General features: G+C 64.8%; 13 protein-coding genes. 5 read left to right on the top strand and 8 right to left on the bottom strand.

From position 1 onward, the window contains the following. Positions 1–37: 37 nt before the first annotated feature. From ACZ46K_RS11580 to ACZ46K_RS11555, 6 genes are all read right to left on the bottom strand, one after another. Positions 38–295, bottom strand: a complete 258-nt coding sequence (locus tag ACZ46K_RS11580; RefSeq protein WP_464748333.1) for a hypothetical protein — start codon at positions 293–295, stop codon at positions 38–40. Then, positions 292–2,292, bottom strand: a complete 2,001-nt coding sequence (locus tag ACZ46K_RS11575) for an NAD(P)-binding domain-containing protein (protein ID WP_054805225.1) — start codon at positions 2,290–2,292, stop codon at positions 292–294. The genes ACZ46K_RS11580 and ACZ46K_RS11575 overlap by 4 nt, the downstream gene beginning before the upstream one ends. A 1-nt stretch (position 2,293) precedes the next feature. Continuing rightward, entirely contained in the window at positions 2,294–3,982 is a 1,689-nt protein-coding gene (locus ACZ46K_RS11570) for a flavin-containing monooxygenase (protein ID WP_464748331.1), read from the bottom strand. After that, positions 3,979–4,890, bottom strand: coding sequence for a VOC family protein (locus ACZ46K_RS11565; protein ID WP_054805226.1), 912 nt, complete (start codon positions 4,888–4,890; stop codon positions 3,979–3,981). Before ACZ46K_RS11565 ends, ACZ46K_RS11570 begins: the two co-directional genes overlap by 4 nt. Positions 4,891–4,919: 29 nt before the next feature. Next, entirely contained in the window at positions 4,920–6,104 is a 1,185-nt protein-coding gene (locus ACZ46K_RS11560; protein ID WP_464748329.1) for an acyl-CoA dehydrogenase family protein, read from the bottom strand. A gap of 94 nt (positions 6,105–6,198) precedes the next feature. Beyond that, positions 6,199–7,353, bottom strand: coding sequence for a Rieske 2Fe-2S domain-containing protein (locus ACZ46K_RS11555; RefSeq protein WP_054805227.1), 1,155 nt, complete (start codon positions 7,351–7,353; stop codon positions 6,199–6,201). A gap of 262 nt (positions 7,354–7,615) precedes the next feature. Between ACZ46K_RS11555 and ACZ46K_RS11550 the strand changes: the two genes are divergently transcribed. After that, positions 7,616–8,347, top strand: coding sequence for an IclR family transcriptional regulator (locus ACZ46K_RS11550; protein WP_464749290.1), 732 nt, complete (start codon positions 7,616–7,618; stop codon positions 8,345–8,347). Positions 8,348–8,459: 112 nt separating this feature from the next. Here the strand turns inward: ACZ46K_RS11550 and ACZ46K_RS11545 are convergent, their stop codons facing one another. Both ACZ46K_RS11545 and ACZ46K_RS11540 read right to left on the bottom strand, forming a co-directional pair. After that, complete coding sequence (locus ACZ46K_RS11545) at positions 8,460–8,861, bottom strand: VOC family protein (protein WP_054805228.1); 402 nt, start codon at positions 8,859–8,861, stop codon at positions 8,460–8,462. Further along, complete coding sequence (locus ACZ46K_RS11540) at positions 8,858–9,616, bottom strand: SDR family NAD(P)-dependent oxidoreductase (protein ID WP_054805229.1); 759 nt, start codon at positions 9,614–9,616, stop codon at positions 8,858–8,860. Before ACZ46K_RS11540 ends, ACZ46K_RS11545 begins: the two co-directional genes overlap by 4 nt. A 121-nt stretch (positions 9,617–9,737) precedes the next feature. Between ACZ46K_RS11540 and ACZ46K_RS11535 the strand changes: the two genes are divergently transcribed. From ACZ46K_RS11535 to ACZ46K_RS11520, 4 genes are read left to right on the top strand one after another with little or no spacing between them, the layout of a single operon-like run. Continuing rightward, positions 9,738–10,550, top strand: a complete 813-nt coding sequence (locus ACZ46K_RS11535) for an enoyl-CoA hydratase-related protein (protein WP_464748327.1) — start codon at positions 9,738–9,740, stop codon at positions 10,548–10,550. Then, positions 10,547–11,704 carry an acyl-CoA dehydrogenase family protein gene (locus tag ACZ46K_RS11530; protein ID WP_054810301.1) on the top strand — a complete coding sequence of 386 codons (1,158 nt, stop codon included), beginning with the start codon at positions 10,547–10,549 and terminating at the stop codon, positions 11,702–11,704. The genes ACZ46K_RS11535 and ACZ46K_RS11530 overlap by 4 nt, the downstream gene beginning before the upstream one ends. After that, positions 11,701–12,801, top strand: a complete 1,101-nt coding sequence (locus ACZ46K_RS11525) for an acyl-CoA dehydrogenase family protein (RefSeq protein WP_464748326.1) — start codon at positions 11,701–11,703, stop codon at positions 12,799–12,801. Before ACZ46K_RS11530 ends, ACZ46K_RS11525 begins: the two co-directional genes overlap by 4 nt. Positions 12,802–12,803: 2 nt before the next feature. After that, positions 12,804–14,078: a CaiB/BaiF CoA transferase family protein gene (locus ACZ46K_RS11520; protein ID WP_464749289.1), complete on the top strand. Its 1,275-nt coding sequence runs from the start codon at positions 12,804–12,806 to the stop codon at positions 14,076–14,078. Positions 14,079–14,095 lie beyond the last annotated feature (17 nt).

The raw sequence follows: 14,095 nt of genomic DNA, 5'->3' as shown, positions 1-14,095 counted from the left end.
CACAACGCTGAATTCCACCGTCCGGCAGCACTATTCGTCAGTGCAGCCGCGGCAGATCCGGGCCGGCAGGCAACTCGATACAGGTCTCGCCCAGTTCGTGAGACGCCACCGCACGGTCGATGGTGCTGCGCAGTGCGGCGCATTCTCGACGATGGTCACCGAGCGACAACTCCTCCGGCATCAACGGACACCACGACGTGTCCGATTCCCATTGGATCGACGTGTGTGCGGGGCTGAACTTCTCGACGAGGACGCCGATCCCACATTCCTCGCACGTCAGAGGCTGCATCGTCATTTCGAGGCATCTCCGTTTCTCTCGTCACTCGGTGTGGCCGGGTCGATGAAGTCGAAGTCCTTCGGATTCGGCTCCCGCAGCAGTGTCCAGTAGTCGACCAGACGCCAGGGGCACGGCACGACAGCACGTCCTTCGCTGTTCCGGTAGTAACCGTTGATCTCGGCGCCGGGATGTACCCATACCGTCTTGTCCAGGGCTTCGTCGACCTTGCGATTGTATTCGTCGAGCACGTCCTGCCGCACATCCAGTGCGTCGTGCCCGTTCTCCACGAGGTACTGCAGGCATTCGATGATGTAGTGGACGTGCTCTTCGCTCAGAATATTGTGTCCTGCACCGTGGTTCGGCGCCGAGTTCGGTCCGGCAGTGACGAAGAGATTCGGAAAGCCGGACACCTGGATACCCAGATAGGCACGGGGGTCGTTGCCGTCGTTCCACTGGCCGGCGAGCGTGCGTCCGTCCCGTCCTGCAATATCGATCGACGTGGTGAACTCGAGCGCAAAACCTGTTGCCAGGATGATGACGTCGGCGGGTATGAACTCGCCCTCGGTGGTGACAACACCGTCGGGTGTCACCCGCTGAAAGGAGGCCCGGTGCAGGGCCACGTGCTCACGGGTGAGGGCGCGGAAGAATCCGGGGTCCTTGACGATTCGTTTGCTGTACGGCCTGAAATCCGGTGTCAGCTTCTCCACGAGATCCGGTCGGTCGGCGAAGCTCGACCGGAGATGGTTCAGCGCTGTCTCGAGCACCATCTCGTTGGCAGGCGACGCCGAGAAGTGCGTCCGTGCCCATTCAGGATCGATCCGCGGCATAGCGTACAGATTGTCGGACGCGAACCAGTACGACCGCAACCGGAACCACTCGTGATACCGCGGGATATGAGCGAGCGCCCACTTCTCGCCCTCGGGAACATCGTTCACGACGCTCTTCTCCGGAACGATCCAGTGCGGCGACCGGACCACGACGTCGAGCGACTTCACCCGATCGACGATGCTGGCCACCACCTGGACGGAGGTGCAACCGGTACCGAGCACGACGACCCGTTTGCCGGTCAGATCGAGGTCTTCGTTCCACTCCGCGGTGTGGACGACGGTACCGGCGAACGAGTCCATTCCCTCGACATCCGGAATATTCGGTGAGTTGAGCATGCCGAGGGCGGTCACCACCGCGCTCGCACGGTGCACCTCTCGAGTCCCGTCGGTGGATTCGACGGTCACCTCCCACACGTGTTCGTCGTCGATCCAGTGTGCGGACAGCACCCGGGTGCTCAACGAAATGTTCTCCGCGATCCCGTAGGTGTCGACGACTCCCTTCAAGTACTTCTGATACTCCGTACCCGACGGGTAGTACTTCGACCAACCTGGATTCAGCTCGAAGGAGTACGAGTAGTAATGACTCGGTGTATCGACCGCGGCACCCGGATAGGTGTTGCGGGACCATGTTCCGCCGATCTCGTGGCGCGTCTCGAATACCTTGTAGCGGAACCCTGCGTCCTGCAGCTTGATCGCGGCGTTGATCCCGACGATCCCCGCACCGATGATGATGACGGAGAAGTCGGCGGGCGGTGTCGCGGTGACGGGCACCCGGCGTTCGCTGATCACGAATCCTGCCTGTTCGCGCAGGATCGGCACGAATTCCCCGTCGACGCGCTCGGACGTCGCCACGTGCGCCATGCGGCCGAACAACTCCGGATCGGGAACCCCGAGTCGATCGTCCATTTCTGGAGTGAGCAGTTCGTGCGCACGTGCCCGGATATCGGCGACCACGTCGTCCGGGTACTGCCCCGGAGGGGTGGTCGGCCGGGTACCGGTTCGGTAGTGGTTGCCGGGTTCGCCGATCGTCAGGCGCGACCCGAACTCGTCGAGCAATCCGGTGTCGCCTGTGACGTGCACCAGAGACATGAGCAGCGGCGCAGGATCGCAGATGTCGATCGCTGCGTGCAGTTGTGATTCACGGTCGTCGGCGACTCGGGATCCGACCACCGAAGGTGAGGCGGTCATCTCAGGCACCCTCGACCCCCACTATGTCGAACCCCTTGTAGCCGGCTGCGGCGACCTCTGCACAGATGTTGCCGTAGTTCGCGAAGCCCCCGATGTACGGCATGAAGACCCGTGGTTTGCCGGGGATGTTTGCGCCCATGTACCAGGAGTTGGCGGACGGGAACAAGGTGCCCGCTGCCTTCTCGTTGCATTCGGCACCCCACTCGTCGACGGCCTGTTCGCCGGCCTCGATCGAGCGGGCGTTGTGTTCGTCGAGGTGATCGAGACAGTCGGAGATCCAGTCCACCTGCTGTTCCGCCATCAGCACCATGTTCGCCAGCACGCTCGGGCTGCCCGCACCGACCATGAAGAACATGTTCGGAAAACCGTGGGACGCTAGTCCCAGGTATGTGCGTGGTCCCGCGGCCCACTCCTCGCGCAGGGTTCGGCCATTGCGCCCACGGATGTCGATCCGCGACAAGGCGCCGGTCATCGCGTCGAAGCCGGTGGCGAAGATGAGCATGTCGAGCGGGTAGTGACTGTCGCTGGTACGGACACCGTCTGCGGTGATCTCCGCGATCGGTGTCCTGCGAAGGTTCACCAGCGCCACGTTGTCCCGGTTGAACGCCTCGAAATAGCCGTCGTCCGTGACGATCCGCTTCGTCCCGATGGGGTGGTCGGTGGGAATCAGCTGGTCCGCGATCTTTGGATCGTTCACCATGTCGCGGATCTTCGATTCGACGTACTCGCGTGCGCTGTCGTTCGCCTCGATGCTTGCGGTCTGGTCCGGAAAAGCCTTGGCGAACAGGTAGCCACCGCGCTGCCACCATTCGTCGTACACCCGGCGGCGCTCCGCCTCGTCGACCTCCATCGCCCCCTTCGGGTACGGGGTGAACGGGGTGCCGCCACCGCTCAGTCGCGCGAGACGTCGCCGCTCCGGGTACGTCGCCTTCACCTCGGCGATCTGCTCGTCGCTCAGCGGGCGATTCCCCGCGGGGATCGAATAGTTGGGGCTGCGCTGGAAGACGACGACCTGCTCGGCTTCCTGTGCAATCACCGGAATCGACTGGATACCCGACGATCCCGTTCCGATGACGCCGACGCGCTTGCCTGCGAAGTCGACGGGATCGTGCGGCCATTCGCCTGTGTGATACGACTCGCCGGTGAACGAATCACGGCCCGGGATGTCGGGGCGATTCGTCGCCGACAACACGCCGGTGGCCATGATGCAGAACCTCGCGGTCACCGATCTCCCGGTGTCCGTCGTGACCGTCCAGAGTCCGGAATCCTCGTCGTACACGGTGGAGACGACGCGGGTGAGGAATTCGAAGGCGCTGCGCAGGTCGTGCCGATCTGCCACATGCTCGAGGTACGCCAGGATTTCCTCTTGGGTCGCGAACCGCTCCGACCACGTCCACTCCTGCTGAAGGTCTTCGTCGAACGAGTACGAGTAGTCGATGCTCTCGACGTCACAGCGCGCACCCGGGTAGCGGTTGTGGAACCACGTACCACCGACTCCTGCCGCAGATTCGAAGCCGTGCACACTCATTCCGCGTGCGCGAAGCTTGTACACCGCGTACAGACCGGAGATGCCGGCACCGATCACGACCGCATCGACATCACGTGTGTGCGTGTCCACGGTGTTCACATCCTTGTCGGGGCGGGCCCCCGGTCCCGAATCGGTCGGCCCTGAATCTGTCGGCGGAGTCATGCTGTTGCGTCCTTCATCTGCTTGGCCCACAACCATTCGTGGCCCCAATAGCTGTCCGCGGTGATCTCTTCCGCCGTGTAGTACGTCTCGTCGACGAGCTTTCCCTCGGTGCCGTATTCGATGTCCCAGCCGCCCGGGACTCCGACGTAGAACGAGACCATCTTGTCGTTGGTGTGCCGGCCCAGTGTCGAGGACACCGGAAAGTCCCGCGCCTGAACCTGGTCGAGTGCCCTGCCCACTGCGTCGAGGGAGTCGACCTCCACCATGACGTGGATCAACCCGGGACCACGATCCTCGGGGCTCGGCATGATCGCAAGGCTGTGATGACGCTGGTTGACGCCGAGGAATCGGATTCGCAAGGGATCCACATCGGGGGGCGTCGGCAGCCTGAATGCACCGCGCGGGAGAAACTCCAGTACTTCGGTGTAGAAGCGGAACGACTCGTCGAATGCGCTGGTCGGCATGACCACATGTCCGAGTCCTTGTGCCCCGGTCACGAACTTCTGTCCGTAGCGCGTGACGACGGGGCTGTGGTCGAGTGCGGGGCCGAAGAAGAACTCGAGCGGCGTGCCGCCGGGGTCCGTCATCGTGAGCCCGCCCTCGACTCTGCGCCGCTCGCACATCTCGAACGGCATGGGTGCGTAGTCGCATCCCGCAGAATCGAGGCGATCGGCAAGTGCTCGCAACGCAGTACCGTCGCGGACCTCCCAGCCGACCGCGGTGACACGGTCGGTGTCGCCGGGCTCGACGGTGATACGGGCCAGGCGCTCGTCCATGCGGAAGTGCAGTGCGTCGTCCTCCGGCCCGGAGCCGGGGGCGAACCCGAGCACCTCGAATCCGAGCTCACGCCAGCGCGTCATGTCCGTCGCCTGGACTCGAACGTATCCGAGGCTCTTGATCTCAGTCACAGTGTTCCTTTCGAAGCAGCCGGAAAGCGTCAGATCATCACGTGCAGAGGACCGTTCGGGACATCTACCCCGAGCGAGGCCATGGCGGACGCGTGATACGGCGTGCTGCTCACGTGGATCGCGTGGTGCAGGCCGGCGTGTGCGTCGCGCCAGAACCGCTGCAGCGGGTTGTCGACGCGAAGGGCGTTGCCGCCGGATCGGTCGAAGATGTCGTCCGCGGCACGCACTGCCCGCCATGCGGAGCGCACCTGATTGCGTCGCGATGTGGCGCGGGTTTCGAAGTCGACCTCCTTGCCTGCGTCGACGAGGTCCCAGATGCGGTCGACGTTGGCGAGCAGCTGCTGGCGGGCCGCATCGATTTCCGATGCCGCTTCACCAAGTGCGTGCAGCACATACGGGTCGTCCTTGATGGCGGTGCCTGCAGCGCCGACCCTGCTGCGCTGGTACTCGATGCCGGCGGCAAGCACACCTTCGCAGATGCCGATGGTCGCGGAAGTGATGCCGAGCGGGAACATCGTCGACCACGGCATCCGGTAGAGGGTCTCCGTGACGCCGTAAACTTTCGCCGCGGTGCCGTCGATTACATCCTGGCCTTTCATCACCCGGTAGTCCGGGATGAAGGCATCCTTGACGACGATGTCCTTGCTCCCCGTACCACGCAGACCGACGACGTCCCACGAGTCCTCGATGATCTCGTAGTCGGCACGCGGGAGGATCACGTGGAGCCCGACGGGCGGCATGAGCGGCCTGCCGTCCTCGCCTCCGACCATCGCTCCGAGGAAGATCCAGTCGCAATGATCGGTTCCGGACGAGAACTGCCACCTTCCCGACATCCGGTATCCGCCGTCGACGGGAACGGCGACACCGCCCGGCATGTACGGCGATGCCTGCCAGGTATCGGTGTCCGAGCCGAGCACCTCGTCCTGCACCTTGGGGTCCGCGAACGCCAGCTGCCATGGATGCACGCCGACGATTCCGCCGACCCATCCCGCGGATCCGTAGATGCTCGCGGTCTTCATGATGGTTTCGGCGAACTCGCGGGGGTGCGCCTCGTAGCCGTCGTACTTCTTACGCTGCAGCAATCGGATGATGCCGGTATTGCGGAGGTTCTTGGCCATGTCGTCGGTCAGTCGGCCGAGCGAGTCGGATTCCTCGGATCCCGCTCGGAGGTCGTCGGCGATCGCAACAATTCGGTCGAGCACTTCGTAACTCATGGAATTCTCCTGGGAAAGGTCGAATGGGGGTCGCGCCGCGCGTCGGGTCGCGGTCCGTATTGCTCGGCGAACGACTCGTGAGCAGTGGTCAGTGCTACGCGAAGGCGCTGCGTCCGGCAGCGAGGTTCTCGTCCACTTCCGCCTGCCAGCTCGTCAGTGCCCGCTCGGTGTCGAGCTCGTACTCGAACCGGTTGATCATCTCCGGCCGGATGTCTTCGACGTCCACGTAGAACTGCTCGTACCAGCGACGAAGCTGGTATACGGGGCCGTCTTCTTCGCAGAGCAGCGGGTTGTCGATCCGGGATTTGTTCTTCCAGATCTCCACGTCCTGTTCGAACCCGATCGCGACGCCGTCGGCGACGGCCCGAGCAATCTGGTCGGCCTGCTCTCCGGGGGCTCCCTCCGGCTTCTCCACGATCACGCCGTATTGGAGCCGGAACGACGTCGGCGTGATCGGGTAGTGGCAGTTGATCAGGTAGATGTTCGGCGCTGCGTCGGGGTCGCTGCCACCGCTCCACAGCTTGTCGATCATGTATGACGGTCCGTAATACGACGCGTCCGAACGACTTTCCACGCTGTAGTTCGTGGACGTACTCACGCCGACGGCGTCGGCTCGTGGCCGCGACCTCATCACCTGCGTCGCGGTGTGGCCCTCGAAGACATTGCGGAAGTAGGTCGGCATTCCGTAATGCACGTAGAAGAAGTGCGCCATGTCGACGACGTTGTCCACGATCTCACGACAATTCGATCCGGTGACGTCGACAGAGTTCCACACCCAGTCGGTCCAGCCGGAATCGCCGTAGGTGGGGATCTCGGGAATCGCGAGTTCCGCGGGCGGCTTGCCGCCCTGAGGGTCGTGCCAGACGAAGAGCTGGCCGCTCACTTCCGCCACCTGCCACGCCCGGGTCCTGGCAATCGGCGGCACCCGGCGTGCATAGGGAATCGCGGCACATTTTCCGTCACCGCGCCAACGCCAGTCATGGAACGGGCACGCTATGGCGTTGCCCTTGACTGTCCCCTGCGCCAGATTTCCGCCCATGTGCCGGCAGTATGCGTCGAGAACGTTGATTCGCCCGTCCTCCCCTGCGAACACGACGAGAGCGGTACCGAATGCATCGACCTGGTGCGGCTTTCCGTCGGCGAAATCGCGTATCAGTCCGAGGCAATGCCAACCGCGGGCGTAGCGTTCCGGCGGTGTGCCGGTGTCGATGACGCGAACCTGATCGTCGGTGTCGGTAGAACTCACGATGCCTCCTGATCGACTGATCGCGACAACTCACCCGCCGCGTGATGATCAGCTTGGCAAGCCGAAAAGGCCCTGTGACGTCGGTCTCCCGCACAACGGGAGGCCAGTTTCGACGAAGGCCCCGACAGCTGGCACGGTCATCACACGATTGATGCGCTGCACGCACCACAGGTACTGTGAGGCATATCACACCCACCGTGGGTGTCAGGAGGATGAGTTGAGTACATCACGCACCGATGGGCTGCCAGTTTCCGTCGTGGACCGGATGTCGCTGGTTCTGGAGGCCTTGAGCACGGGCCCGATGACCCTGGCCAAGGTCACGGCGCGAACAGGGCTTCCGAGGTCGTCGGCGCACCGCCTGCTCGAACAGCTCGCCAATGCCGGGTGGCTCGCCCGATCGCCCGAACAGACCTACGAGCTGGGTGTGAAAGCGTACGAAATGGGGCAGGCCGCACTCAACCAGAATCGGCTCCTGCATCACGCGCGCCCTGTGATGCAGGGATTCGCGCAGCGGACCGGGTACACCATCCAGCTCGGGGTCGTCGACCGCGACGACACCGTCTATCTCGCCAAGGTGAACGGGCGCACATCGGGTTCGACACCGACTGCCGTCGGCCAACGAGTACCAGCCCACCTGACGGCGGTCGGCAAGGTCATCATGGCCTATGCGGCACCTGCACAGCCCCCGTCACCACGCGACACCGCCGGCGCATCCGAAGACCTGGCCGTCACCCGTTCCGGGGCTGTCAGATTCGACAAGGAGATGGCACAGATTCGCGACCACGGCGCTGCCTTCGACCGCGGTGAAGCGTTCCCCGGCATTGCTTGCGTCGGGGTCTCGATCGGACCTCCCGACCACATGTACGGCAACCTGGCAGGGCTCTCGGTCTGCGCGCCGATCGGTGCGTTGGAGCTCCAGAAGATGGTTGCTCCGCTGCGCGTGGTCGCAGGCGAGATCTGGCAACGGTGTGTGGCAACGGACCTCGCGCGCCACTGACCGGGTAATCAGCGTCGGCCCTTCCGATGACGGCGGTGGTGGTGGTGGGCATGCCCACCACCACCGCCGTCGCAGTACCTGGAGTCGGAGCCTTCCGGCTCAGTTACGCGACTCAGTTGCGCTGCACGAATTCCACCAGGTAACCATCGGGGTCGCGCACCGTTCCGATCGTCATGTCGTAGCCGTCGAGCGTCGTCGCCGGGGTCACCTCCACGCCTCCGTGCGCACAGGCCCTGGCCATCTGCTCCCGGATGTCGGTGGTGTTGACGACGACCTTGACGAGCATGTTGCCGTGATCTGTCGCGGCGTCAGCGTCGCCGTTGGTCGGCAGTACGAGTTCGAGTCCGGCGACACCGGCCCGGACGATCACTGCCCGGAACGTGGAGGTGGTGAGGTTCTTGTCGTGTACGAAACCGCATCCTCGAACATAGAATTCGACCGCGCGATCGAGTTCGGTCACGCGCAGTGCGCTGAGCGACATCGTGGTCTGCGGATGCGATCCTGGTGCCGTCATCGCGTCTGGGACCCGCCGTTGAAGTCCATCGTCTGCCCCGTGACGCCACCGGCCTCGTTCGACGCCAGGTAGGCACAGAATGCGCCGACCTCGAGCGGGTCGCCCAGGCGGCCGATCGGGATGGTCTGCAGAATCTGCTCGATCATCTCGGGGCTCATCTTGTCCTCGAGGTTCTTCTGGTGTCCGAGCGCCACGATGTTCGCGGTGACGCCGTACCGGCCGGTTTCGGCTGCCAGGTGACGGATGAAGCCCTCGATGCCGCTCTTGCCCGTTGCGTACATCGTCTGGTTGATGTTCTGGCCGGTCCGGGCGGAGCCCGACGAAATCTGGACGACTCGTCCCCAGCCCGCATCGCACATCCCGTCGAGGGCGACCTTGATGCAGTTCATCGCGCCGAAGATGTTGAGATCGATGGGGGCCCGCCACTCCTCGGGAGAGAGTTCCCGGAATGGTTTGATGACACGGCCTTCTGCGACGCCGGCATTGTTGACCACGATGTCGACGTGCCCGCCGAGTTCCTTTTCCGCGGCTCGCACGTGTTCGAGTGTGGAATCGAAGTCGGTGACATCGAAGGCCGAGGCCACGGCCACGTTCCCCTCCTCGACGATCGCGGCCGCGACCTTTTCGGCACGTTCTGCGAACAGGTCGTTGACGATCACCGCTGCGCCCTGCCGTGCAAGAACTTTCGCGATTCCTTCACCGACACTCTGGCCGCCTCCGCTGACAAGTGCGATATGTCCCGTCAAGCTGAACACAGGTGCTCCTTCCCGCCGGCAGTGCGGCGACTTGTGGTGTGGGCCAGTGCACAACAACCGACCGAATTTTGTCAACCAATATTGGATCCAAAATAGTCTCCAGATCTGCTAACGTCGCCGCATGACTTCGACTTCTCCCGCCGCCGCAAGCGAAAGCGCCACGGAGCCACCGATCCTCACCACTTTCGCGGACGGCGTCGCGCGCATCACCCTGAACAACCCTCGCCGTAAGAATGCGATCACCCTGGCGATGGCCGCCGACATCGCCGCCTTCTGCGACCGAGTCGAAGCAGACCCGGCGATCGGCGCCGTCGTGGTCGATGCCAATGGCAGCTATTTCTGCAGCGGTGCCGACACCCGCGACCTTGCATCCTCGTCCGCCGATCCGGCATCTCCCGAGGCGGTGCAACGCACATCGGCCGTCTACGGCGCATTCGTGCGTGTCGGATCACTGCCCGTACCGACCATCGCCATCGTGACCGGCGGAGCCGTCGGCGCCGGACTCAACCTCGCAATGGCCGCCGACATCATGGTGGTCACACCGGACACAGTCCTCGACAGCGGCTTCTCCGCCCGCGGCATCCACCCCGGCGGCGGACACATCTCCCTGCTCGGCCGCGCCCTGGGCTGGTCCGGGGCCGTCGCGCTCGCCGCCTGCGGACAGTCGCTGACCGGGACAGAGGCGGTGGCGCGGGGGCTCGCCTACACCGCAGTTGCGGCCGAGGATATTCCGCACACCGTCGACGGTCTGGTCCGCACCGCTGCCGCAGACCCTGAACTGACCCGTCGCATCATGACCAGCGCGCGTCTCGAACTCGGTCCGCCCGCGGTCGGCTGGTCGTCGGCCATCGAGATCGAGCGAGGGGTACAGATGTGGTCGATGTCCCGGAAGGGCAAGGGCTCGTGGTCGTCCCGGGGGCCGGAACGCTCATGACCGCAACCCGCACCGACCGGCTGGACCACCTCGGATCGACACTCGACGACCTGCGTACCGAAGTACGCGGATTTCTCGACCACGAACTCACCACAGGCGGTTTCGTACCGGACACCGACAGCTGGATGACCGGATTCGACGCAGGGTTCAGCGCCCGCGTCGCCGAACGAGGTTGGCTCGGCATGACCGTGCCCACCGAATACGGAGGGCATGGCCGTAGTCCTCTCGAACGTTTCGTCGTCAGCGAAGAGATGCTCGCGCACGGAGCACCGGTCGCGGCGCACTGGATCGCCGACCGGCAGATGGCGCCCAGCATCCTCGCGAACGGCTCGGACGAACAGAAGCGGCGATACCTCCCCGGAATCACCTCGGGGACCATCTTCTTCGCGATCGGCATGAGCGAACCCGACGCCGGCTCGGATCTCGCGGCGGTGCGCACCCGTGCCGTCGACAACGGCGATTCGTGGACGATCAACGGCACCAAAGTCTGGACCACCGGCGCACACCTCGCGCACGCGATGGTGGTACTCGCCCGTACCGACGGGCAGCACGGCGACCGCCAGAGCGGTCTGTCCCAGTTCGTCGTCGACCTTCCCCACCCTGACATCGAGATCCGCCCATTACGCAGCATCGACGGGCAATCCCACTTCAACGAAGTCATCTTCCACGATGCGCAGATACCCGCGTCGGCGTTGCTCGGTGCCCGCGGCAACGGTTGGGCGCAGGTGATGGGCGAGCTGGCCTTCGAACGCTCCGGTCCCGAACGCTATCTCAGCACGATGCCGTTGCTGCGCAGCTGGGCTGCGCACCTCGTCGACGTCGGCGCCACACCGGAACAGCGGCGCACCCTGGGCACGCTCACGGCACGCGCATGGGCATTACGAAGGATGTCGCTGCGTGTCGCGGCCGAGCTCACCGCAGGCCGCAACCCCGATGTGCTCGCCGCGATGGTCAAGGACCTCGGCTCGATCTTCGAGGGCGACCTGGTCGAGGCCGTCCGAGCGTCGAGCCAGGTCGTGGCACGTCGTGACGCACCCGACCCGCTTGCCCGCATGCTGGCTCAGAGCGTCCTGCACACACCGGTATTCACTCTTCGGGGCGGTACCAACGAGATTCTGCGCGGGATCGTTGCCCGCGGACTGGGGATGCGATGAGCGAGCTCACCACCGAGTTGACCTCGGCCACCATATCGATGATCGACCGCGTCGGTATCGATCCGGAGACACCGACGGAGGGTATGGCCAATGCCCTCTGGACCCTGTTCGGCGATGCCGGTTTCACCACCGTCGGCGTACCCGAGACGGCAGGCGGAGGTGGAGCGACGCTCGCCGATGCTCTCGCAGTCGTCACCGCCGCCGCGCGACGCGGCGCCCTCACGCCCCTCATCGAACACGGCATCCTTGCTGCGTGGCTCGCGGCCACCGCAGGGCACACCCTCACATCGACGACCGCCTCCGCCGCCGTCGGTGATCCGGCGTCCTCGGTCCGTCGTCGGGGCGACATCGTCCTGTTCGACGGCAAGGTCACCGACGTCCCGTATGCGGCCGACGCGGATACCCTCGTCGTGCTCCTCCCACCGGAACCCGGCGCCGACGGCTCGACCGTCGCCGTGGTGCCGATGTCCGCGGCCGGTGTCACAGTGTCGGCGGGAACCGACCTGACCGGTGTCTCGATCGGAGATATCACGTTCGACGACGTACCCGTCGTTTTCCATGGCAGTTCACCGGCCACGCTCGACGAATTCCTCGACCGCGGCGCTCTCGCTTATGCCGCTGCCACTGCATCAGCGGCCGCAGCCGTTCAGGACCACAGCCTGCGTTACGTGTCCGAGCGCATCCAGTTCGGGCGTCCCCTCGCGAAGTTCCAGGCGGTCCAGCAACAGCTGGCGCAGCTCGCTGCCCGGACCACGATGATGGATATCGCGGTGGACGCGGCGGTCGCCGCGCACGAGGCACCCGACGACGCGCGGGTCGCCACAGCAGCAGCCAAGGTGGTGACGGCGATGTCCGCGCACCCGGTCGCCGCTGCCGGCCACCAGATCCACGGTGCCATCGGGACCTCATCCGAGCATCCCCTCGGCCGCTTCACCACGTCGCTGTGGAGCTGGCGCGACCGCCACGGTTCGGAGCAGTTCTGGGCAGAAGACCTCGCCGGCCTGATCCTCGATGAGGGCGCCGACGTCTGGGACGTGATCGTGGGAGGACGGCCCCCGCACCGCAACACACCGACCACGAACGGGAGCCCGACGTGAACGTGCCCACTTCGACAAGCGACACGACGGTCGCTGAGGATGTCGCGATCGACGGGCACGCCGCGTGGCGTGCCGCGGAGCCGAACTCCGGTATAGGTGCGCTAGCGGGACTGCGTGTGCTCGACCTGAGCCGAGTACTGGCGGGGCCGTACACCGCTCAGACTCTTGCCGACCACGGCGCCGAGGTGATCAAGGTCGAAGCGCCGTTGGGCGACGAAACTCGTGGTTGGGGTCCGCCCTTCGATGAGGACGGCGAGAGCAGCGCGTACTACGCGGGTCTCAACCACAGCAAGGACAACATCTGCCTGGACCTCCGGACCGATGCCGGTCGAGAGGTGCTTGCACATCTGCTGCGCGGCGCCGACGTCGTGATCGAGAACTTCAAGGCAGGCACCATGGCCCGCTGGGGATTCGACTACGAGACCGTGCTCGCCGAGGAGAACCCGCGGCTGGTGTATTGCCGGGTGACCGGGTTCGGCGTCGACGGACCGATGGGCGGTCTACCGGGGTACGACGCGGTGCTGCAGTCCTTCGGTGGATTGATGAGCGTGAACGGCTATCCGGACGGCAATCCGCTGCGCGTCGGAGTGCCGATCGTCGATATCGTCGCATCACACATGGCGGTCAGCGGCATCCTGCTCGCGCTGAGGGAACGCGACGGCAGTGGACGCGGGCAACTCGTCGACATCACGCTCCTCGACTCGGTGATCTCGCTCCTGCATCCGCACGCTTCCAACTGGGTCTCCAGCGGTAAGGTGCCGCAGCGTACCGGCGACTTCCACCCGAGCGTCGTGCCCTATCAGGTCTTCGCTGCTCGAGACGGTGACTTCTTCGTCAGCGCGGCCAACGACCGGCAGTTCCGCTCGCTGGTCACCGCACTGGGCGTGCCTGAACTCGCCGACGATCCGCGGTTCGTCACCAACGGGGTGCGCTCGCAGAACCGGGAGGAACTCTCCGGCCTGCTCGGCGAACGTATCGCTGCACGAAACTGCGACGACCTCGCAGCCGAACTCGACCGGGCGGGGGTTGCCGCCAGCCCGGTCAACACGGTCGACCAGGCGCTCACGGCTCCCCAGACCGTTCACCGCGGACTCTTCCTGGACACCGTCGACTATCGTGGTCTGGGTGTGCCGATCAAGCTCGGCCGAACTGCGACGCGTACACCTCGCAGGGCTGTGTCGCTCGGAGCCGATACCGGATCGGTGCTCGGCGCGATGGGCTACAGCAAGGAGGACATCGTCGTTCTGAAGACCGGTGGTGCGCTAGGCAACGCATGACCGATCGCATGAGGAGG

The sequence above is a fragment of the Rhodococcus sp. JCM 9793 genome (genome assembly GCF_055380405.1).
This window is presented reverse-complemented; position numbering and strand designations above follow the sequence as displayed.

What these genes read in the sequence shown, in the direction of transcription:
- ACZ46K_RS11580 (WP_464748333.1), bottom strand. Translation starts at nt 295, where the DNA reads ATGACGATGCAGCCTCTGACGTGCGAGGAATGTGGGATCGGCGTCCTC.
- ACZ46K_RS11575 (WP_054805225.1), bottom strand. Translation starts at nt 2,292, where the DNA reads ATGACCGCCTCACCTTCGGTGGTCGGATCCCGAGTCGCCGACGACCGT.
- ACZ46K_RS11570 (WP_464748331.1), bottom strand. Translation starts at nt 3,982, where the DNA reads ATGACTCCGCCGACAGATTCAGGGCCGACCGATTCGGGACCGGGGGCC.
- ACZ46K_RS11560 (WP_464748329.1), bottom strand. Translation starts at nt 6,104, where the DNA reads ATGAGTTACGAAGTGCTCGACCGAATTGTTGCGATCGCCGACGACCTC.
- ACZ46K_RS11550 (WP_464749290.1), top strand. Translation starts at nt 7,616, where the DNA reads ATGTCGCTGGTTCTGGAGGCCTTGAGCACGGGCCCGATGACCCTGGCC.
- ACZ46K_RS11545 (WP_054805228.1), bottom strand. Translation starts at nt 8,861, where the DNA reads ATGACGGCACCAGGATCGCATCCGCAGACCACGATGTCGCTCAGCGCA.
- ACZ46K_RS11535 (WP_464748327.1), top strand. Translation starts at nt 9,738, where the DNA reads ATGACTTCGACTTCTCCCGCCGCCGCAAGCGAAAGCGCCACGGAGCCA.
- ACZ46K_RS11530 (WP_054810301.1), top strand. Translation starts at nt 10,547, where the DNA reads ATGACCGCAACCCGCACCGACCGGCTGGACCACCTCGGATCGACACTC.
- ACZ46K_RS11525 (WP_464748326.1), top strand. Translation starts at nt 11,701, where the DNA reads ATGAGCGAGCTCACCACCGAGTTGACCTCGGCCACCATATCGATGATC.